Annotated in this window: 14 protein-coding genes; 3 read left to right on the plus strand and 11 right to left on the minus strand. The window is 73.2% G+C overall.

The annotated features are described in order from the left end of the window. Positions 1 to 87: 87 nt before the first annotated feature. From ettA to ACIRJR_RS10775, 3 genes are read left to right on the plus strand one after another with little or no spacing between them, the layout of a single operon-like run. Positions 88 to 1,752, plus strand: a complete 1,665-nt coding sequence (gene ettA, locus ACIRJR_RS10765) for an energy-dependent translational throttle protein EttA (RefSeq protein ID WP_403777085.1) — start codon at positions 88 to 90, stop codon at positions 1,750 to 1,752. Between the two features lie 5 nt (positions 1,753 to 1,757). Then, a complete protein-coding gene (locus ACIRJR_RS10770; RefSeq protein WP_103515492.1) occupies positions 1,758 to 2,180 on the plus strand; it encodes a thioesterase family protein in 423 nt (140 codons plus the stop codon). Further along, a complete protein-coding gene (locus tag ACIRJR_RS10775) occupies positions 2,177 to 2,872 on the plus strand; it encodes a hypothetical protein (RefSeq protein ID WP_403777088.1) in 696 nt (231 codons plus the stop codon). Before ACIRJR_RS10770 ends, ACIRJR_RS10775 begins: the two co-directional genes overlap by 4 nt. A 61-nt stretch (positions 2,873 to 2,933) precedes the next feature. Here ACIRJR_RS10775 and ACIRJR_RS10780 read toward each other — a convergent pair whose 3' ends face one another. From ACIRJR_RS10780 to ACIRJR_RS10830, 11 genes are all read right to left on the minus strand, one after another. Next, on the minus strand, positions 2,934 to 3,890 hold the full coding sequence (locus ACIRJR_RS10780) for an ABC transporter ATP-binding protein (protein WP_403777091.1): 957 nt from the start codon (positions 3,888 to 3,890) through the stop codon (positions 2,934 to 2,936). Next, positions 3,887 to 6,658 (minus strand): FtsX-like permease family protein, encoded by a 2,772-nt coding sequence (locus ACIRJR_RS10785; protein WP_403777094.1) that lies wholly within the window; start codon positions 6,656 to 6,658, stop codon positions 3,887 to 3,889. Before ACIRJR_RS10785 ends, ACIRJR_RS10780 begins: the two co-directional genes overlap by 4 nt. A gap of 1 nt (position 6,659) precedes the next feature. Further along, a complete protein-coding gene (locus tag ACIRJR_RS10790; RefSeq protein WP_403777097.1) occupies positions 6,660 to 9,995 on the minus strand; it encodes an FtsX-like permease family protein in 3,336 nt (1,111 codons plus the stop codon). A 158-nt stretch (positions 9,996 to 10,153) separates the two neighbouring features. After that, entirely contained in the window at positions 10,154 to 10,558 is a 405-nt protein-coding gene (locus ACIRJR_RS10795) for a globin (protein ID WP_403777100.1), read from the minus strand. A gap of 75 nt (positions 10,559 to 10,633) precedes the next feature. Further along, positions 10,634 to 12,103 carry an FHA domain-containing protein gene (locus ACIRJR_RS10800; RefSeq protein ID WP_403777103.1) on the minus strand — a complete coding sequence of 490 codons (1,470 nt, stop codon included), beginning with the start codon at positions 12,101 to 12,103 and terminating at the stop codon, positions 10,634 to 10,636. 112 nt (positions 12,104 to 12,215) lie between these two features. Next, complete coding sequence (locus tag ACIRJR_RS10805; protein WP_403777106.1) at positions 12,216 to 13,577, minus strand: VWA domain-containing protein; 1,362 nt, start codon at positions 13,575 to 13,577, stop codon at positions 12,216 to 12,218. Positions 13,578 to 13,725: 148 nt separating this feature from the next. Then, positions 13,726 to 15,084 carry a PP2C family protein-serine/threonine phosphatase gene (locus ACIRJR_RS10810; RefSeq protein ID WP_403777109.1) on the minus strand — a complete coding sequence of 453 codons (1,359 nt, stop codon included), beginning with the start codon at positions 15,082 to 15,084 and terminating at the stop codon, positions 13,726 to 13,728. A gap of 2 nt (positions 15,085 to 15,086) precedes the next feature. Continuing rightward, on the minus strand, positions 15,087 to 17,840 hold the full coding sequence (locus tag ACIRJR_RS10815; protein WP_403777112.1) for a tetratricopeptide repeat protein: 2,754 nt from the start codon (positions 17,838 to 17,840) through the stop codon (positions 15,087 to 15,089). After that, positions 17,837 to 19,174 (minus strand): hypothetical protein, encoded by a 1,338-nt coding sequence (locus tag ACIRJR_RS10820; protein WP_403777115.1) that lies wholly within the window; start codon positions 19,172 to 19,174, stop codon positions 17,837 to 17,839. The genes ACIRJR_RS10815 and ACIRJR_RS10820 overlap by 4 nt, the downstream gene beginning before the upstream one ends. 48 nt (positions 19,175 to 19,222) lie before the next feature. Beyond that, on the minus strand, positions 19,223 to 20,257 hold the full coding sequence (locus ACIRJR_RS10825; protein WP_403777118.1) for a glutamate ABC transporter substrate-binding protein: 1,035 nt from the start codon (positions 20,255 to 20,257) through the stop codon (positions 19,223 to 19,225). 11 nt (positions 20,258 to 20,268) lie between these two features. Next, entirely contained in the window at positions 20,269 to 21,657 is a 1,389-nt protein-coding gene (locus ACIRJR_RS10830; RefSeq protein WP_403777121.1) for a hypothetical protein, read from the minus strand. Positions 21,658 to 21,817: the final 160 nt, after the last annotated feature.

The following is a 21,817-nucleotide window of genomic DNA, read 5'->3' on the forward strand; positions in this document are numbered from 1 at the left end:
GGGACCGGACGGGTTTCCTTCCGGGTGCGGACGTCAGGCAAGATGGGTGTATCTGCCCACACCTCTATTGCTGCCGGACGGTTTCTCTTGGCTGAGTTCATCTACACCATGCGCAAGACGCGCAAGGCGCACGGCGACAAGGTGATTCTCGATGACGTCACCCTGAACTTCCTGCCCGGCGCGAAGATCGGTGTCGTGGGGCCCAACGGCGCCGGCAAGTCCACGGTGCTGAAGATCATGGCGGGCCTGGAGCAGCCGTCCAACGGTGACGCGTTCATCACGCCCGGGTTCAGCGTCGGCATCCTCATGCAGGAGCCGAAGCTCGACGAGTCGAAGACCGTGCTGGAGAACGTCCAGGACGGCGCCGCCGAGATCATGGGCAAGCTCAAGCGCTTCAACGAGGTCGCCGAGCTGATGGCGACGGACTACTCCGACGCGCTCATGGACGAGATGGGCAAGCTCCAGGAGGACCTGGACCACGCCAACGCGTGGGACCTCGACGCCCAGCTGGAGCAGGCCATGGACGCCCTGGGCTGCCCGCCCGGCGACTGGCCCGTCAACAACCTCTCCGGCGGCGAGAAGCGCCGTGTGGCGCTCTGCAAGCTGCTCATCGAGGCCCCGGACCTGCTCCTCCTCGACGAGCCCACCAACCACCTCGACGCCGAGTCGGTGAACTGGCTGGAGCAGCACCTCTCGAAGTACGCGGGCTGCGTCATCGCCGTGACCCACGACCGGTACTTCCTGAACAACGTCGCCGAGTGGATCCTCGAGCTCGACCGCGGCCGCGCCATCGCCTACGAGGGCAACTACTCCACGTACCTCGACAAGAAGGCCACCCGCCTCAAGGTCGAGGGCCGCAAGGACGAGAAGCGCCAGAAGCGGCTCAAGGAAGAGCTGGAGTGGGTCCGCTCCAACGCCAAGGGCCGTCAGACCAAGTCCAAGTCCCGTCTCGCCCGCTACGAGGAGATGGCGGCCGAGGCCGACAAGATGCGGAAGCTGGACTTCGAGGAGATCCAGATCCCGCCGGGCCCGCGGCTCGGCTCCATCGTCGTCGAGGTCGAGAACCTCTCCAAGGCCTTCGGCGACAAGGTCCTCATCGACGACCTGTCGTTCACGCTCCCGCGCAACGGCATCGTCGGCGTCATCGGTCCGAACGGCGCGGGCAAGACCACGCTGTTCAAGATGATCCAGGGCCTGGAGACCCCCGACTCCGGCGCCATCAAGGTCGGCGAGACGGTCAAGATCTCCTACGTCGACCAGTCCCGCGCCAACATCGACCCGAAGAAGACCCTCTGGGCCGTCGTGTCGGACGAGCTGGACTACATCAACGTCGGCCAGGTCGAGATGCCCTCGCGGGCCTACGTCTCCGCGTTCGGCTTCAAGGGCCCGGACCAGCAGAAGCCGGCCGGTGTCCTCTCCGGTGGTGAGCGCAACCGCCTGAACCTGGCGCTGACGCTCAAGGAGGGCGGCAACCTGCTGCTCCTCGACGAGCCCACCAACGACCTCGACGTCGAGACCCTGTCCTCGCTCGAGAACGCGCTGCTGGAGTTCCCCGGGGCAGCGGTGGTCATCTCCCACGACCGCTGGTTCCTGGACCGCGTCGCCACGCACATCCTGGCGTACGAGGGCGACTCCAAGTGGTACTGGTTCGAGGGCAACTTCGAGTCGTACGAGAAGAACAAGATCGAGCGCCTCGGCCCGGACGCGGCCCGCCCGCACCGTGCCACGTACAAGAAGCTCACGCGAGGCTGATCGAGTTGGCCCGTCACATCTACAGCTGCCCGCTGCGCTGGTCGGACATGGATGCCTTCGGCCACGTCAACAACGTGGTCTTCCTCCGCTACCTGGAGGAGGCGCGCATCGACTTCATGTTCCGGCTGGCGCCGGGGGACGGCTCGCCGTCCTTCTCGGGCGGCTCCGTCGTGGCCCGGCACGAGATCGACTACGTGCGCCCGCTGGTCCACCGGCACGCGCCGGTGACCATCGAGTCCTGGGTCACGAAGATAACGGCCGCGTCGCTGACCATCGCCTACGAGGTCAAGGACCCCGAGCAGGTCTACGTGCGCGCGTCGACGGTCGTCGTGCCGTACAACCTGGCCGAGGAGCGGCCCCGGCGGATCACCGCCGAGGAGAAGCTCTTCCTCCAGGAGTACCTCGACCAGGAGCCCGCCGTCGCATGACAGTGCCCGTACGGTCGCCGCGGTTCGCCGACGCGAGGGAGGCGGCGGACCTCGCCGCCTTCCTCGGCCGGCTGCTCCACTACGACCGGGCCGCCGCCGTCCGCCTCCAGGCGGGCGGCGGCGCGCTGGCCGTGTTCGGCCGGCCGCCGTCGTTCGAGGTCCTCGCGATCCGCACCGTCCGGCTGTCCGGCGTGCACGACTTCGACGTCACGGTCTCGGCCGGTGAACTCCTCGAGGCGCTCGACACGGAGGGATCCGGGGAGGCGCCCGGCGTGAACGCCCTGCCGGCGCCCGTCACGGGGCCGCCGTGGGCCGGGATGCTGCCGCCGCGCGGCGGCTGGCGGGAACGACCCGGGCTCCCGGGCCCGCTCGAACTGCGTACCGGGCTCACCGACGCCGTGGCCGAGTTCCGCGCCCGGGACGCGGCACTGCCCGAGGACCGGCGCACCCGCGCGGAACGCGACCTGATCGGCCGCGACATCTGGTCCCGGAGGGTCGGGGACACGGAGCTCCCGCTGCGTGCCGTGCACGCAGCGCAGTCCCTCGGCTTCCTGCGTCCCGCACCCGACTTCCCCGTGGCGCTCCTCACCGCCGGCCCCTGGCTGCGGCTGCGCACGCCGTTCGGATCGGTGGCCCTGCGGGGCGAGGGCGGCGGCCTCGGCGCGCTGGCCGTGTCGGTCGGGACCGTCTGAACACTCCGACGTCCCCTGGCCCGCCCTGGCCTGATCTTCAACCTCGAGGTTGAAGATCAAGCTAGTCCTCCCGCGCGTCCGGCCACACGCCGATGTGGTCCCGCTCCAGTTCCAGCATCACCCGGTGCTCCATGCCCAGCGCCTCGGTGTATTCGGCGGGAAGCTGCAGCCGGCCCGCCCGGTCGAGCATGGCGTACTCCCGTGCCACCTGGGACTCCTGCCCCGTCGCCGCGTCCACCTCGGTGCGCCGCAGCACCTCGGAGGACGTCCGGCCGTCGCGGATCGCGACCGTGCGGCGCACCTCGTCGGCCACCGCCTGGTCGTGGGTGACGATCACGATCGTCGTGCCGAGTTCCTCGTTCGCACGGCGGAACGCGGCGAACACCTGCTCGCCGGTCGCGGAGTCCAGCTCGCCGGTCGGTTCGTCGGCGAGCAGCACCGAAGGGCTGTTGGCCAGGGCCACCGCGATCGCCACCCGCTGCTGCTGGCCGCCGGACATCTGGGCGGGGCGGCGGTCCCGGCAGTCCGCGACATCCAGCATCGCCAGCAACGACTCGGCACGTGCCGCCCGTTCACGGTTCCGGCCGCCCCCGCTCAACTGCATGGGCAAGGTGATGTTCTGCGCGGCCGTCAGATACGAGAGCAGATTGCGCGAGGTCTGCTGCCAGACGAAGCCGACGACGTCGCGTCGGTAGCGCAGCCGCTCCTTCTGTCCCATCGCCAGCAGGTCGCGGCCCGCCACCTTCGCCGATCCGGCCGTGGGGACGTCCAGCCCCGCCAGGATGTTCATCAGGGTCGACTTCCCGCTGCCCGACGCGCCGACCAGGGCCATCAGCTCGCCCTCGGTCACCAGCAGATCGAGCCCCTGGAGCGCCTGCACCTCCACGCCGTCCGCGGAGAAGACGCGGACCAGCCGGTCGCAGGCGATCAGGGCGTCGTGCCCGTACGACGGCCGGTCGCGGCGCGCCGCGGCCCGCTGTTCGAGCTCCGCCAGAGTGGTCTCGGTCGACGATGTCACCGGGTGTCTCCTGCCCTGAGTTCCTTGATCGATCCACGGCGGCTCGCCCACCAGGCCTGGACGCCCGCCACGGCGGCCGCGAGCACGACCACGCCCACCGCCGGGAGCACCAGCGACCGGAGATCGGCCCGCAGGGAAGCGGTCCGGGCGGTCGAGGGGTCGCCGTCTGCCAGTGCCAGTGCGGCGAGGTCGATGCCGGGTGCGAGCAGGGCGATGGTCGCCCAGCCGACGAGGAGCCCGCCGAAGGCCGCCAGCAGCGCCTGCGGCATCGCCTCGAAAGCGAGCAGCCTCCGCCCCTGCCGGGTGGTGAGCCCCATGGTGCGCAGCCGGGCCAGGAGCGTGGTGCGCTCCGGAGCCGTCTGCAGGAGGGACAGGAGTACGGCGAGCAACGCGTATCCGGCGCCCGCCACGACCGCCGCCCCGTAGATCCTCTCGGCGCCCGACTGCATAGGGGTGTCCACGAACCTCTCGCGCTCCGCCGACCGCAGCCTCACCGTGAATTCCGGCCCCGCCTCCCGTGCGGCGGCCCGCAGCTGCCGGGCGTCCGGCGAGCCGCCGGTGAGCAGCAGGGTCGTGGGACTTCCCTGGGCGAGCGCCTTCGCGTCGACGATCAGGAAGTCGGAGTCGCCCACCGCGGAGGTGAGCGGGAGGACGGCGGTGACCCGCACCCTGAGGTCCCCCGCCTGCGACCGGATGGTGTGCGGCCGCAGGCCCAGGCGTTCCGCGAGCGCGGGCGAGGCGATCGCGGGAAGGACCCCGCTCTGCCCCGGTGAGTTCCTCAGCGCCGCCGAGGGGAAGGCCGGCAGCCCGGTGTCCCGGGCCAGTCGCGCGTACGACTCCGGTTCGACGCCCATGAGGGTGGCGCGCTTCGTCTCCGACGTCACGTCCAAGGCGGCCGCGAGCGGGGTCCTGTACTCGATGCGCACGGGTGCGACGTCCTCGACACCGTCGACCGCCCGCACCCGGCGCACCGTGCCGTCGGAGAGCGGAGCGGAGCTGCCCTCCCCGCTGACCCGCGCGTCCGCGCCGACGGCGCGCAGCGCCGCTTCGTCGCGGGCGTCCGCGACCCCCGTGAGCACCGAACCTCCGAACCCCGCGGTGGTCAGCGCGATCAGAAGGGCCAGCAACGGCAAGGTGCCGCTCGACGATGCCCGGCCCGCGCGGGCCAGTGACAGGAAACCGACCGCTCCGCGCAGCCGGGCCACGGGGCGGGCCGCCAGACGCAGCGGCAGCGGATACAGGCGTACGAGGACGAGTGCGGCGATCAGCCCCACCAGGACGGGCGCGGCGCTGACCAGCAGATCGGAGCCGGAGCCCGTCGTCGTGCCGCGGCGGCGCAGCGCCGCCACCGCGCCGACCGCCAGGACGAGCAGGGTCAGCTCGGCCACCGTACGGCGCCGGGAGGGCCTGGCGGCCGTCACGTCGTCCCGGGCGCCGTGCAGCAGCGGCCTGCGGTGGTGCACGGCCGTACGGAGCGGCAGCACCGCGCAGACCAGCGCGGCGACGGTGGCGGCCCCGAGCGCAGCGGGCGGGAACCGGGCCTCGCCGACCACCAGGACGGCCAGCAGCAGGCCGAGCGCGGCCGCGGGCACCACCACCACCGCCGTCTCGGCGAGCAGGCGTCCACCGATGCCGGGCAGCGAGCCGCCCCGGGAGCGCAGCAGGGCCAGTTCGTGGTGGCGGCGGGCGCCGATCAGCCCGCCGGTCATCAGGAGGACGACGGCGGCCACCGCGCCGATGCCCACCGCGGCGACCGTGACGACGGGGCCGATGGCGTCGCGCATCGAGGAGTAGGAGCCGAGGATCGCGTCCAGGCCGGTCGTGAGCGTGGTGTTCGGGCCGGCGATGTCGCGCAGCTCCAGCAGCCCGGGACCGTTCTCCACCGCCGCGACGGCGGACTCCAGCCCGGGCACCTCGGCCGCGGTCAGCCCCGCGGCATCCGGTGCCAGGCGCCAGTACAGCTCGGTTTCCCCCATGGTGGCGAGAAGGGCGGGCCCCGTGTCCGGTGGCAGGAGCAGCGTTCCCCGCCAGTAGAAGACGGGCGTCGGCGACCCCGGGTCCCTGACCAGCGACGGGGCGCGGAACAGCGGGTCGATCGTCCAGTAGCCGCTGTCGGGGTGCCGGGGGGCGACGATGCCGGTGACGCGTACGGTGAGCGGGTCGCCGCGCTGGGTGGGCACCGCGACGGTGGCGCCCGGCTCGATCCTCAGGTCCTCGGCCGTGTCCTCGGTGACGGCCGCCTCCACCTCACGGGTCTCCAGCGTCATCGTGTCCCGCGCCACCGGCCAGCGGCCGGACCGCAGGGTGGCGTGGTCGGGGAGCCCCGAGGGCGCGGCGTAGGTCAGCAGGGGCGGCAGCGCGTCGGGACGGGGCAGCCATTTCTCGTCCGCCGCCAGGGGCTTCGTGGTGTGCACCCCGTACGAGGACTCGGGAACATCGGCGCGCAGGGGGTCGGGGAGCACCTTCACCAGGGCGTCCTGGGCCGACGCCAGGGCCTTCTCCCGCATGGCCGCCTCACGGACCGAGGGCGCCTGCCCGAGCGCGGGCGGCAGGGTCGTCACCTCCAGCACGCTCTGCCCCTCGGGCGCGGCCGTGATGTCGTGCCGCAGTGCCTTCGCCTCGTAGGCGTCCACCGAGCGCGGGAACACGGCCGCGAGGAAGGCGGTCAGCAGGACCAGCACGGCGAGCGCGGCGGAGGTACCGGGGGCGGTGCGCAGCCTCGTGCGCACCCAGGGGGCGCAGGCGGCCTGGATCTTGGTGGCGTTCATGTCAGTTGTCCCCCTGGTGGCGCAGCGACACCGCAGGATCGGCGCGGCGCAGTGTGACCGCGGCGACCGTCAGCAGCGGCAGCACGGCGACCGAGGCGAGCAGGACGGCGACCTGCCCGGCCGGCAGCCGCACCAGTACGTCCGGCACCGGCCTGGATGCCTGCCCGGTCAGCACGACCAGCGGCACGACGGCTCTGGTGAGCACCGCCCCGAGGGCCAGTCCGATCAGCAGGGCCAGAGTGATCAGCACGCCCTGTTCGGCCGCCATCATCCGGGCCAGCCCGCGACGTGGCGCCCCCAGGGCGCGCAACACGGCGAATTCGGCGGCCCGTTCGCGCTGGGAACCCACGAGGCCCACGGCGAACCCGACGGCGGCCAGGGCGGCGGCCACCACGGCGACGGCCAGCATCACGGACTGCGGCCCCGCACCCAGCGGGTCGTCCGCCAGCTCCCTCGCCACCTCGTCCCGAACCCGCACCTGCGCCGGATCCGTCCCGGGGAGCCCACGCAGGGCCGCCGCCACCGCCGGGCCGTCGCCGGGCGCCGTGCTCAGCCACCACTCGGTGGGCGCGAGGGTGGCCCCGGACCGGTGGGCGAGCACCTCCGACACCGCCCTGAGGTCCAGCAGCAGGCTGCCGCCCGGCTTCGTGGCCGAGGCCTCCGAGGCGCCCCCGGGCGCGCCTTCCAGAGCGTCCGGGGCCGCGCCGGTGCCGGTCGTCGGCAGCTGCCGCACCGCCTCGACCAGTTTCACCCGGACCGTGTTGCCCGCCAGCGTGAGGTCGACCTCCTGGCCGAGCTCCGCCCCCGCGGACGTCAGATACGCGTCGGTGGCCACCGCCTTCAGCGCGGGGGCGGCCGGACGGGCCGCGGTGATCCGCAGGGTGCTGACCGGATCGGCGGAGTAACCGCCCGGCCGGGTGTACCCGGTCTCGTACCGGAAGGCCGGTGCCGCTCCTGAGGCCGCCACCGCCTCCGGCGTCCCCGCGGCCTGCTCCTCGCCGGCCGCGGCCATGGTCGCGGCAGCCCGCCAGCGCACCCCGTCCGATGGGGCGGCCGGCTTCTCGTCGCCGCCCCCGGTGGCCGCCCTGAGCCTGCTCAGCGCGACCAGGCGTGTCTCGGCGCGTCCCTCCGGGACGTCACTGTCGATCTCGAAGCCGGTCACCGACAGCTCGGCGGCGGCCGACACGGGGAAGGAGAGGGTGTGCGCGCGTCCGTCGACCTTGACCGTCCCCGCCCCGACCCGGTAGCCGACGCCGTAACGGTCCTCCAGCAGGACGCTGACCATCGGTGCCGAGCCGGACGGTGACCTGCCGCCGGGCGACGAGGTGTCCTTGATCCGCAGATCGAACAGCACCCTGTCACCGCCCCCGGGCAGGAGGACCCCGGGCCGCGCCGTCCTCGGCGGTGCGATCGCCTCGAACAGCTCCCGCGGCGACGTCCCGGAGAGGTCCTCCCGCATCAGCATTTCCTCGTCCGCGTGGCCGGTGTCCAGCGCGAGCACTTCGGCCGTCCGCCCACCGGAGAGGTCCGCCGTCGTACGGAACGCCGGAGCCGCCTCCCGTACACCCCGCAGACCGGTGTACGCGGCGGCCTTCGCCGGATCGCCGGACGGCGCGCCCACCACGCGGATCGACGCACCCGAACGGAAGTCGGCCTGGTCACCCTGCGAGCGGTCCCAGGACGCGCTCTGGCCGATGGCCAGCATGCCCATCGCGACCGACAGGACCAGCAGCAGCACCGGACCCGCGCCCCGCAGCGGCCGACGGCTGAACTGCCAGCCCGCCAGGGCCGCGGGCAGCCCCCGCCCGCCCGCCGCGCGGCGCTCCGCGAGCCGGGCGGCGGGCGGCAGCAGGCGCAGGGTCAGGACGGTGCCCGCGAGCAGGGCCAGCGCGGGTGCGGCGACCAGCAGAGGATCGATGCCCAGCCGGCCCTGCCGGTCGCCGCTGAGCGCCCCGCCGCCGGACGCCCCGGTCTGCCGGTCCAGCTGCCAGTAGGCCACCCCGGCGATGAGCAGCAGCCCGATGTCGGCTCCCGCCCGCACCGGAGTGGGCAGCGCCGCGGCCCGGGCGCCGCGGCGTCCGCCCATGCCCGCCGTGAGCGCGGGCGCGACCACGGCGAGCGCGCACGCCAGCGCGGTGAGACCCGCCACCAGCCAGACCGTGCCCGTCGCCCCGCCGTCGAGCCGCAGCCCGATCCGGCCGAGGTCGCTCCGGTCCGCGAGGAGGCGGGTCAGCGGACCGGCGAGCAGCGGTGCGGCGACGGCGGCGGGCACCGCCAGCAGGATCGCCTCGACGGCGGCCAGCGAGGCGATCCTGCCCCTGGAACCGCCCCGGGCCCGCAGCAGTTCGGTCTCGCCGCCGCGTTCGCTGCTCAGCAGCCGGGCCACGAGCAGCAGGGCGTACCCGGCGAGCAGGACCAGCTGCACAGCGACGATCATGATCGTGGAGCGGGACACCAGCAGCGCCCGCTCGATCTGGCCGATGACGGCCGGCAACGAGGTCCGCACCGTGGCCCCGTCCCCGAACACCTCGGACGCGGACAGCGCCTTGGGCCCGTCCGTCGCAGTCCGGTGCAGGGCCTCGGTCCGGCCGGTCGTCACCGTGCGGAAGTCGGCGGCGGCCAGCCACGACACCGGACCTGCGCTGACCCGGCCGGAACCGAGCACGGCCGGGTCGGCCAGCAGTGGGCCGTAGGTGGTGAAGACGACGGTGCGGGCGCCGCGCCCGCCGAGAGGGTCCAGCCGCCAGTACGGGTCGTCCAGGTCGGACGCCTCGTAGAGACCGGTGACCTCGACCCGCAGCGGTGCCTCGCTCAGCCGGTCGGTCAGGGTGATGCGGGAGCCCGGTTCCAGTTCGAGCGCCTCGGCGGCGGTACGCGGCAGTGCCACCTCTACGGGCTGCTCCGCGTCCCCGTCCCCGGCGTCCGGCATGCGTCCCGCGGTCAGGCGGACACGGCCGCGGTCGAGCGAGGCGAGATGCGTCAGATCCGGCTGGCCACTCTTTGCGGCGGAGGCCTGGAGGCCGCCCGGCAGCGCGTACGGCCCTGAGCTCTCCAGCCTCCGCACGGACACCGGCAGCCCGTCGAACGTGTCCCGGGCAGCCCGGCGCACCGCGGCGTCGGCCTCCTCGCGCTGTCCGAGGCCGACATCGGCGGAGACGAAGAGGGAGGCCTGCTCGGCGGAGCGGTGGGTGAGGGCGTGGCGGAGGGCGGCGTCACCCACCGAACCGGAGAACGCGGTCAGCGCGGCCAGGACACAGGTGGTGAGCAGCACGGCCAGGACGGCCGCGGCGAGCAGGAGCCGGTGCGCGCGTGCCCGCAGAAGGACGAACCCCGTCACCTGATCCCCCGAACCTCAGCAGCCGCACGCCTCTCACGCCCCCCGGCGTGCTCCGGATGCTTTCAGAGTGCACCGGCTTCTGGAAACCGCCTGCGCGTGCACCTTGATGGGATCGTGACCGTTATGCGGCTGCGGAGCACCGGATTCCGCACACGGGGTCAGCCGGCGGTGTTGACCATCGAGGCGGCGGCGTAGGTGAGGTAGTCCCACAACTGCCGCTCCTGCTCCGGGGGAAGACCGAGCTCGTCGAGGGCCACGCGCATGTGGCCGAGCCAGGCGTCGTGCGCCGCCCTGTCCACCTGGAACGGGGCGTGCCGCATCCGCAGCCGGGGGTGGCCCCGCTGGTCGCTGTAGGTGCGCGGCCCGCCCCAGTACTGCATCAGGAACAGCGTGAACCGTTCCTCGGCCGGCCCCAGATCCGCCTCCGGGTACATCGGCCGCAGCAGCGGGTCCTCCGCGACGCCCTGGTAGAAGCGGTGCACCAGGCGCCGGAAGGTCTCCTCGCCGCCGACCTGCTCGTAGAAGGTCTGCTCCTGAAGCGTGTCGCGCGGAATCTCTGTCACCCGTCCATCGTCGCAGACGCACCGGCCGAGGACCGGGGTCCTAGGACCCCGGTCCTCGAAGCCCCGGGCGCCGGGTCAGTCGCGACGGACCGTGATCGTCGTCCAGGCTCCGACGTGAACCTGGTCGCCGTCCTGGAGCGGGACGGGGACATAGGGCTGGATCGGGTCCTCGGCGCCGTTGAGCGTGGTGCCGTTGGTGGAGTTCTGGTCGACGACGGCCCAGCTGCCGTCCGGCTGCTGCACCAGCACGGCGTGCTGGTGCGAGACGCCCGGGTCCTCCGGCGGCACGGCGAGGTCGATGTCGGGGGACTCGCCGGTGCTGTGCCGGCGGCGGCCGATGGTGATCTGGCCGCCGGTGAGCGGAAGGCGCTGCTCCGGTGAGTACGCGGGCAGGTTCAGCCCGGTCGCCTCGGGGCCGCTGCGCTGCATCATCGCCAGGAAGTAGTCACGGTCCGGCGCGATGACGGCCGTCCAGCTGCCGGGACCCTGGTTCGGTCCGCCCTGGGCGGGGCCCTGGCCGGGGAACTGCTGCTGCGGCGGCTGAGGCGCCTGCGGGGCCTGCTGGAACCCCTGGGGAGGCTGCTGCTGCCGTGAGGGCGGCGGCAGCATCCAGTCGTCGTCCCCACCGGTCTGCGGCGGCTGCGGACGCTGAGGCGCGGGCGGCGCGGACTGCTGCTGGAACGACGGCGGCGGCGGCCCCTGCCGCTGCGGCTCGAACGGCGGTGCGCCACCCGGCTGCCCGGGTCCCTGCGGCTCGAACGGCGGTGCGCCACCCGGCTGCCCGGGGCCCTGCTGGCCAGGGACCTGCTGCCCCGGTCCGCCCTGCGGTTCGAACGGCGACGTCCGGCCGCCCTGCTGACCCGGGCCCTGCTGCCCCGGTCCCTGCGGTTCGAACGGCGACGGTGCGCCGCTCCGAGGCCCCGGACCTTGCGGGCCCTGTCCCTGCTGACCGGGACGGCCCTGCGGGTCGAACGGCGACGAGGACTGCGACTCGAACGGCGACGGGGACTGCTGCTGGAACGACGGTGGCGGCGGCGGCCCCTGCTGGAAGGAGTGCGGGGGCGGCGGCGGGCCCGGGCGGCCCTCCTGCTCCGGCGAGAGGGGTTCGGCGGGCCGGTTCATCTGCGAAGGCCGCGAACCCTGGTACTCGAAGGGGTCCCGCTGCTGCTGCTGCTGTTGCTGCGGCGGAACCTGCTGCGCCTGGAAGCCCGGCGGCAGGTTCAGCCCGGGCGCCGGTCCGCCGGCGCCGCCCTGCGGTGCCAGCGGGGTGTACGAGGTCGCCGTGTTCGTGAGGAAGTTCCAGCGGCATTCCTCGCAGTACGGCGCCATCGCCTCACGCGGGGTGCGGCACTGCGGGCAGAGCTCGGCCTGCGCGGTCGGCTGCCCGGAGCCGGGGCCCTGGGGATAACCGTAGCCGGGCGCGGGTGGCGGGGGAGGCGGCGGCGGGACCGCGCCCGCGGGCGCGTCCGTCCCGGCCATGCGATGTCCGCAGACCTCGCACCAGTCCTCGGAACCCGACTGGTGTCCGTTCGGGCAGGTCGGCATGTCGGCGCTTCCCCCTCTCCTCGTCCGGCCCGGAGGCCGCCATGCTGGTCGGTGCACCGCCCGGCCGGCCGGTGCGGCTCTCGGTGCGGCTGTGTCGTTGTCGTTCGTGTCGCTATTTCTTGACGCGAACTGTCTTGGTCGAGCGCGTTTCGAGTGTCATCTCGTCCGCTTCCGCGACCCTCGCTTTCAGTCGCACAGTACCGGTCGCCGCGTCGACGACGTCGACCACCTTCGAAAGCAGTTTCGCAGTATCCGCGTTTCCGGAGGCCGACGCGAGCTGCACCGCACGGCCCAGTTTCGCCGTAGCGCCGTCGAAGTCTCCCGATTTGCGGGCATCCAGCCCCTGCTGGATGACCTGCGCGAGTTCGGCCTGCCCCGTGTAGTGCGCCACCTGGGGGTTGATCGAGGTGGACGCGGCCATGTCGTCCGTCCACACGGCCCGCACGAGTCCCTGGGAGAGGGTCTGCGGGGCGCCGCCCTCCGCCGTGGACGGCAGGATCAGCGAGACCCGGGCCGCCAGCATCTCCTGGCCGATCCCGGCCTCCGGGACCCTGACGCACACGTGGTAGTCCCGGGACTCGTCGCCCCAGGAGCCCGTCGGGTAGTCGCCGGCCCGCGGTCCCGCCCCGGTGCGGCGGCCGGTCAGTTCGACGACCGCGGGGGCCACCTGCTTCACGAACACGATCTCGACACCGACAGGCGTCCAGAGCCGCAGCGCCACGTCCGCGACCTCCTTGCCCATGGCGTTCTCCATCATCTCCCTGAAGTCCGCGGCCAGGCCGGCCGGATCGGCGACGATGTCCGCCGTGCCGAGCAGCGCCGAGGCGATCGCTGTGACCTCTTTCACCTCCCAGTCGGTGCCGACACCTCTCGCGTCACAGGTGAAACGGCCCGCGCAGGAGTCGAGGGCGGCCCGCAGATCCTCCGGGGACTCGTGCTCGTTGCGCCCGTCCGTGAGGAGGATGCCGTGCCGGATGTCCACCTCGGCCGCCCCCAGCAGCCGGTCGGCCAGCCGCAGCCAGGTCCCGATGGCGGTTCCCCCGCCCGCGCTCAGCCGCCGCAGGGCCTCCTTGGCCTGCGCCTTGGTCCGCGGATCGGCCGTCGCCAGCCCCCCGTTGCCGGGATACACGTCCTGGGCCACATGCGTCCCCGCCACCACGGCGAACCGTGTGCCGTCCCGCAGGGTGTCGATGGCCGCCGCCGTCGCGTCGCGCGCGTTGCGCATCTTCGTCGGCGGGTACTCCATCGAGCCCGAGCAGTCGACCATGAGCACCACGGCTGCGTCCGGCGCCCGTCCGGGGACGCGTACGCGGGGGTGGGCACCGTCGGTCAGCGGCACCCCGCCCGTCGTGCCCCCGCCGGTGGACGTGACGGTGACGATCGCGTTCACGTCGCGGCCGCCTTCGGGGAGGAACGCGTTCTGGTAGACCTCGACGGAGAACTGCGGCACGCTGGATTTGGAGAACTTGGCCATCTGATCGGCTCCTTGAGGCTCCACGTCTGTCAGACGGAGACTGATGTGCGGACGAGGACGGGCGTACGGACGGCGTTCAGGGCGACGCGACCGGGCGCGCGGGAGACGGCACGGGGACGGGCCGGTCCGCCGGTGGACCGGGGGCGGCTCAGGCCGATCCTGCCCCTCGGGCCGCGACGGCGAACGGCAGCAGCGCCACTGTTACGTTGTCGTGGCCACCGCCGTCGAGCGCGTGACCGACCAGCACCTGAGCGCCGTGCAACGGCCGTTCGAATCCGTCGGGCGGCACCGCCGCGGCCATCTCCGCGGCGGACTCCGCGTAGTTCCACAGGCCGTCGGTGCACACCACCACCAGGCCGGGCCGGTCCGGTTTGAAGGACGCGGTGTGCGGCTCCAGGTCGTACGCGTCGGCGCCGAGCCACCCCGTGATGGCGTGGGCGCGTTCGTCGGCGTACGCCTCCGCCTCGTTCATCAGGCCGGCCGCCACCATCTGCGCGGCCCAGGAGTCGTCCTCCGTGAGCCGGGCCGGCGGGTCGGCGCGGTCCTCGGGGACCCAGTAGACACGGCTGTCGCCGACCCAGCCGACGACCAGCAGGCCGCCCGCCATGATCGCGCCGACCAGGGTGCAGGCCGGGGCGTTCTGGTGGCGGTGCTGATCGTGCTCCAACGCCTGGCCGGGGTCCTGGGCCAGTGCGTTGACGGCCTCCGACGCGGCGAGGATCGCCTCGTGCATCGCCTGCTGCGGATGCGTCCCCCGCGGCAGCGAATCCAGCAGCGCCTCGTTGGCGGCGCTCGCCGCCGCGGCCGACGCCTCGTCGGGACGGCTCGCGGACGAGACGCCGTCGCAGACGATGGCGACGACCGCCGGCGAACCGTCCGGCAGGGCGGTGGAGGACACCGCGAAGGAGTCCTCGTTGCGGTGGTGGCGCAGGCCCCGGTCACTGACCGCCGCCACCGAGCCGAGCTCCTGTTCCATGTGGTCACGCTCGCGTGGCTGGGCGTGGCCGCAGTTCTCGCAGTAGCCGTCGGGGTCCACATGGCCCGAGCGGCAGGCCACGCAGACCTTGGCTCCGGCCGCCGAGGCACCCGCCGTGGCGTGCTCGACGGTGCGGGGGTCGGGCGCGGCCAGTTCGAAGTCGCCCGAGCTGCCGTCCGGGCTCCCCGGGGCGGCGCCGCCCGGCTCGTCGACCCGGACCGCCGACCGTCCGACGGTGGGCAGGGGCTTGCCGCCCGAGTCCACGCCGGGAAGGTCGGCGGGGCGGTGCGTGGGCGCCGGCAGGTCGGAGCTGTCCGTCTCGGAGGCGGGCGGCCACTCCACCGGAGCGGCGGCGGGCGCCGCCGCACCCTGCGCGGGCACCGTGATGGCGACCGTCGGACGGTCGCCCGGCGGCGTCGGCACGGCCGAGAGGTCGTACCCGCACGCCCCGCAGAACAGGTCGCCCGAATCCAGCGGTTCCTCACAGCCGGGGCACCCGGGCAAGGGTGCCTGCTGGTGGATCTGTGACATCTTCACACCCAGGTCCGGGGGCGGAAACGGTTGGCCCGTTCCACCAGTTCGATCCTCTCGTCGCCCCGCTGCGCGAGCCGGGCGAGCATCCGGTACGAGCGTTCGAGGCCGAACCTGAGGCCCCGCTCGTCGAGCTCGCTGCCCAGCACCGTCCTCCGGGCCGCGGGTGCGGGGGAGGACGGAGCGGCCGGCTGAGCCGTGGGACTACCGGAGAGTACCCAGTCAAGTGCCTTACCCAGTACCTCGGTCGACAACCGCTCACGTCTCACCGCGTCCAGGCCGTACTCCTGCAGGGCGTTCACCTGGTCAGCGGCCGCGGACAGGTCGTGGATCAGCGGCTCCTGGGGAGCCCGCCCGCGGAGCCGCGCCCGCACCGCGGCCACCCGCGCCGCCGTGTAGTGGATGGACGACTCCGGTACGGACTCCAGGGTGCGCACCGCCGCCTCCCTGTCGCCGGCCGCGATCTGCACCCGGGCCAGACCGAAGGCCGAGCTGACGAAGCTGGGGTCGGTCGCCCACACCAGGCGGTAGTACTCCGCGGCGTTGTCCAGCTGCCCCAGCACCTCCGCGCAGACCCCCAGCGCGAGCTTCGGCGCGGGTTCGCCCGGGAACGCGTCGTAGACCGCGTCGAAGGAGAGCGCCGCGTTCTCGTGGTCACCGGTGACCAGTGAGGTGATCCCCCGGTACCAGACGACCCGCCAGTCGTCCTGGTGCCGCGACTCCACCGTCGTCAGTGTGTGCATGGCGGAGGAGAGTTCGTTCATCTCCAGGCCGGCCCGCAGCTCCCGCAGTCTGGTCTCCAGCGAGGCCGCGGGAACGGCGCGCAGCGCGGAGACCAGCTCGGCGGGCGCCGAGGCCATCACCCCCGCCAGGAAACCGGCGTTGGGGTCGTTCGGGTCGACCCGGGGGACCGGCAGGGCCAGCGAGGTCGCCCGTGCGTCGAAGGCGGCGAGGCGGGGACCCGCGCCCGGGTACACCGCCGGGAGGGCGACCGGCTCCACGACCGGCGCGCGGGGAGCGGGGACGGCCGGCGGGGGCGGCGCGTACGCCGGCCCGCCGCTCCCGGCTCCGCTGCCGGTGCTGCCCCGGACATGGGTGTCGGGCGCGTACAGCGGACCGGCGCCCGCCGGTGCGGCCCGCGGGACTGCGGAGGCGGCGGCGGGCACGGCAGCCGGGGTGGGAGCGGGAGGAGCCGGGGCGGCGACGGCCGCTCCCCGGCGGCGCCCGAAGCGCCCCGTACCGCCGGACCGGTCCGCCCGGACGCCGAGCAGGGACACCTCGCCGGTCAGCTCGGCGAACAGCTCCGTGTCCGTGAGGCGCAGTTCCGTGCCGAACAGGGTCGAGAGCGCCGGGCGCGGACGCCCTGTCTGCAGCGCGACCACCTCCCGCAGCACACCCGTCAGCTGCTCCGCCATCTCCGCGGCCGAGGAGAACCGGCGGGCCGGGTCCGGGTCCGTGGCCCTCACCAGCAGCCGGTAGAACGACTCGTACCTCCGGAACACCTCGATGTTGTCCGGATCGGGCAGCGAGTCCACGAAGATGTTCGTGTACCCCTGGAAGTCGAAGGTCAGCACCGCGAGCGTCCGTGCCACGGTGTAGAGGTCGGAGGCGACCGAGGGGCCTGCCTCGGCCACCTCGGGCGCCTGGTAGCCGACCGTGCCGTAGATGGCCGACTCGTCGTCGTCCATCCTGCGGACCGCGCCCATGTCGATGAGCTTGAGCTGGTCCTCGGTCTGGATCGCGTTGTCGACCTTGAAGTCGCAGTACAGCAGGTTGCGGCTGTGGAGGTGGCCGAGGGCCTCCAGCGCCTCGATGCCGTAGGCGCAGGCCTGCTCGACCGGCAGCGGGTCCCGCTTCCCGGCCGGGGTCCGGCGCTCGTTGGCGATCTCCTTGAGTGCCTTGCCGCCGACGTACTCCATCACGATGTAGCCGTCGAGCGAACCGGTGCGCTGGTCGAGATGCTCCACGAAGTTGTAGATGCGGACGATGTTGGAGTGCTCGATCTCCGCGAGAAAGCGCCGCTCGGAGATGGCCGCCGCCATGGCGTCCTGGTCCCCGGTGTCCAGCAGGCCCTTGAGGACCACCCAGCGGTCGGAGACCGCGCGGTCCACCGCGAGATAGACCCAGCCGAGCCCGCCGTGCGCCAGGCAGCCGGCGACCTCGTACTGCCCGTGCACGATGTCACCACCGCGCAGCTTGGGCACGAAGGAGTACGGGTGACCGCACTTCGTGCAGAACCCCTCGGTACGGCCCGGGCGCTCCCCCCGGGACCGGCCCACCGGCGCGCCGCAGTCGGAGCGCGAGCAGAACCGCTTCCGCTCGGGGACCTCGGGGTTGTCCATCACCGCGGTCTGCGGTTCCGGCCGCGGCACGTCGGGGACGAGCACCAGGCCGGCGCCGAGCCTGCCGCGTCCGGAGGCGGAGCTCGTCGAGGAACCCGAGGAACGCACCGACACCGAGCGGGACGTGGACCGCCCGGACAAGGAGCGGGAGAGCCGCCCGGAGACCGATCGGCGGGAGGTCGAGGAGCGGGACGAGGAGCGTGCGGACGCCTGCGAACCGGTCCGCTGCGAGGTGCTGCTGCTTCCCCTGCCGCCCGCCGCCCTTCCGCCGCCGGCGATGCCGGTCGGCGGCGAACTCACCATGCCCGTGGGCGACACGACCGGCGCGAGACCGCAGGTGTCGCAGTACAGCTCGCCGCCGCCCATGTCCTCGTAGCGGCCCTCGCACGCGGGGCGCTGGCACTCCGTACTCATGATCTCTCCCCCTGTCCGTCGTGCCCGTCCGGACGGCGCGGTGTCAGTAGGTCCGTGGCGGCCCGCTGGTAGCGCAGCACCGCCTGTTCGGCGACGCGCAGATCGCAGGGTGCGCTCCACAGCATCCGCCGGGCGGCGTCGTACCGCTCGATCAGGAGGGGGTCCTCGGCCAGACCGTGCCGGGCCACCTTCGCCTTGTACGCGTCCAGCCTGCCCCGCAGCTCCGCGCGGACCGCGAGGGGCGCCGTGACCGACGTCAGCGACTCCCGGGCGCGCAGCAGTTCGTCCTCCGCCTCCCGCTCCAGCGAGTCCAGCAGGGGTGAAAGCCGGTTCCACTGGGCGTGCCTGCGGTATTCGGAGGCGACGGCCAGCCTCTCCTGGAGCGCCGTCGGCGGTCCGCTGACGGCCGGGACCTCCGACGCCGCGATCTTCGCCAGCACCTCACCGCGCGCGGAGCGGGCCTCCGAGAGCGTGCGGTCCGCGCGCGACAGGACGTCACGCAGCTGGACCAGGCGCTGCTCGGCGTCCTGCCGGACCGCGAGCACCGCCTCGATCTCCCGGCGTACGTCCTCCAGGGCACGGGCCGCCCGGTCGTAGCGCGCGGTGTCGGGACGCCCGCCGCCCGGTGCCGCGCTGCCGGGGCCCGGCAGCCAGAACGCGAGCGGATCGGAGATCACCTGCACCCGCAGCGTGGTCAGCTCCTGGGTGATCGACTCCAGGTCGTCCCCGGCCGGATGCTCCCCGGGCCGCACCCCGACGGAGTGCGCCAGGGACCGTGTGCGGCGCAACTCCGCGGCGAGCAGGTCTATCCGCGCGGGCAGCGCCGACCACACGGAGTCCGCGGCGACGACCATGTCCAGCGAGTGTGCGTACAGGTCGTTCATCCGGGCGACCAGCTCCTCCAGCGTGAACCGCTCGGAGAGTCTGGCCGGACCGCCCGCGGAAGGCCCCGGGCTGACCGCTCCCGGGTTCGCGACGGTCACGCTGTCGCCCCGCAGCACGTCGGTGAGGGCCATCAGGTCGTCCTTGCCGGGGTAGCGGCGCCCCGCCCGGATCTCTCGCGCCCTGGCGAGCGCCCCCGCGTAGGCGTCGAAGTACCCCCAGAGCAGGGTGATCGACTGATCGGCCGCGGCCCAGCGCTCCTTGGTGACGCCGGACAGGTCGGCGCCCTCCAGGAGCCGGCGTCCGGCGTGGTCCTGCAGAGCGAGGAGCGAGGTCTCGATGGCCTCGTGCTCCGCACCGAGCCGGGCCAGCGCACGGTCCGCCTCGTCCCGGTCCATGACCGGGCCGGGGGGCCTCCCCGCGAAGCCGGGGAAGGATCCCGCCACGCCCATCGATCACCTCTCCGTATCAGCCGCCGGGCCCGGGGGGCCCGGACAGGTTCAGTTGCTCCGGTACTTGGGTGCCGGGGGACCCTTGATCCCGGGCAGCCCCTCGGCCAGCCATGTGCGGTAGGACGTCATCCAGGGACTGTCCTCACCGCCCTGGCGGTAGCCGTTCAGCACGCGGTTGACGCGCGCCACCAGGTCGTCGGCACCGAGCTTGGCGGCCACGCCGTAGTACTCGGTGGTGAAGGGTCCGTCGCCCTTGAGCTCCACCGCCGGGTCCTGGGCCGCCTGCCCGGCCGCCAGCGCGTTGTCCGTGACCACGGCATCGACCTCGCCGAGCTGCAACCGCACCAGGCAGTCCAGCTGGTTGGGGACGGTCAGCTGGTCCTCGTCCTGCTCGGTGTCCTCGTGCTCGTCCTCGAACACCGCCCCGAAGGACTTCTCCTTCAGCGCGTCGTACGCCGTGGAGCCCTCCGCGGTGCACACCCGCTTACCCTTCAGCGACTCGTCGTATCCGTCGATCCCGGACTCCTTGGGAGCCAGGACCTGCTGGCCGGCCTGGAAGTACGCCGTCGAGAAGGCGACCTGGCCGACGCGCTTGCAGTTGATCGTCATCGTGCGGACGACGACGTCGACCTTGTCGTTCTCCAGGGCGGAGATGCGCTGGTTGGTGGGTATGGCACGGAAGATCACCGCGTCCCGGTCACCGAGGATGTCCTCCGCGATGGCATGGACCAGATCGATGTCGAAGCCCTCGAGCGTGCGGCTCTCCGGATTCCGGTAGCCCCATTGGAAGCTGTTCTGGTCCACACCCGCGATCAGCTTCCCGCGCGCGCGGATCCTGTCGATGCTCGGCCCGCCCTCGCCCGACGCGGGCACGCTCGCCTCCGGGTCCTCGCACTTCTCCGCGCTGGCCGGCACGGCCGGGGCGGCCCCCCGCGCCGCGCTCCGGCCGCCGAACGTCCCGTCGCCGTGGGCCAGCGGCAGCAGGGTGAGCGAGGCCGTGACCGCGCAGGCCACCGCCATGCACGTCACCCCGCCCCAGCCACGCAGCCTGCTCCGTGCGGCCCAGCCCCTCGCCCTGGTCATCGCTCGTCCCCTCACCGGTACTCCGCGAGCCTGCGGTTGACTCCGGCGATCGCGGCGACCGCCCCCACCAGGGCCAGGACGGCGGCCCCGGCGGGCAGCCCGTCCAGGGCCCCGCGTCCGCTCTCCGCCGAGGCGTCGAACTCGCCCTGCTCATGGGCGAGAGCCCGCTCCAGCGCGTCGTCGACCTGCTCGAAGGACTCGCCCGTGGTGCCCTTCGGCCCGATGATCTGCTTCAGCGCGGCGTCGTACTCACCCTGGTCGTCCGTCGTCCGGGCCTTCTTGTGGCGTTCCTGCCACTCGGACATGCTGCTGATGGCGTCCTTCACCGGTTCGCTCCCCGTGTCGTCGCCGGCGAGCCCCTCCGCGTCTTCGAGCTGTGCGCCGAGGGCCTTCATACCCGTGCCGTAGTCGTTCTCGTACTTGTCCCGTGTGCCGTCCGGGGTGAGGACGGCGCCCCGGGCGACCAGCGTGAGGTTCTCGTTCGCCCGTGCCTTCAGGGAGTTGATCCGGGCCTTGTTGAGTACGTCGAGCGACTCCTGCCCGTTGACCATCGCGCCGTGCAGCTCGGCCCTGGCCACCGCGTGCCCCACGGCCAGCCACAGCAGCACCACCGTGGCCGCGGCCGTCGCCGCGAGCAGTCCGCGGTTGAAGACCCGGTGCGTCCTGCGGTAGTTGCGGCGCTGCGTCCACACCAGCGCGGCGAGCGCCACGAGTCCGGCGGCCAGCGAGAGGAAGGGCCACCGCCGCGCGTCGGCCGAGTCCGTGCCGAGCCGGCCCGTCTCCGCGGCGTACAGCCGCTCGGCGGCGGGGAGGAGTTCGTTGGTCATCTTCTGGTTGGCGTACCGGAGGTAGGCGCCGCCGAGCGGCAGTCCCTGCCGGTTGTTGGCCCTGGCCCGCTCGATCAGGCCCGTGTACTCGGGAAGGAGCTCGCCCAGCCTGGTGATCTCCTCGTGCGAGGAGGTCGAGGCGTCGGTGCTTCCCGCGGCCTTGACCAGGAGCCGGGACGCCTCCTTGATGTCCGCCTCGTACCGCTCGTGCACGTCCTCGGGCTCCTGCGCGCCCTCGAGGAAACCACTCGCGGCCATCGTGTCCGCGTCGGCCAGCGAGCGGTAGATGCTCGCGGCGTCCGCGCTCAGCGGCTGGCTGCGGGTCACCACGTCATCGGCGGACGAGGCCCGCCCGGAGATCTCCAGGAAGGTGATCACCCCGAACACCACGACCAGCAGGGCCAGTACGGCGCCGATGATCTGCAGCCTGCCCGGCTCGGTCGTCGCGGCGGCGCGCAGCCGGGCGACGGCGACGGACCGGACGCCACGGCGCTGCGCGGGCACGGCGGCGGGCGCGGCCGACTGATCCGGCCCGGGCTCCCGCAGCGCGGACCCGCTCGGCGGGTATGTCACTCGACCTCCCCCTCGGTCACTGACGTCGGCACCGGCCCCCGGCCGATCGGGGAACCGGTGCCCGGCCAGAAGTATGGCCGCAGGGAACGGCATTCACCAGGAATCCCTGGATCCCGCACCGGATCGATCTCCCCCCATGATGAACACGATCGGGACAACT

The organism is Streptomyces sp. NPDC102402 (assembly GCF_044765765.1).
In the GTDB taxonomy this organism is placed as follows: domain Bacteria; phylum Actinomycetota; class Actinomycetes; order Streptomycetales; family Streptomycetaceae; genus Streptomyces.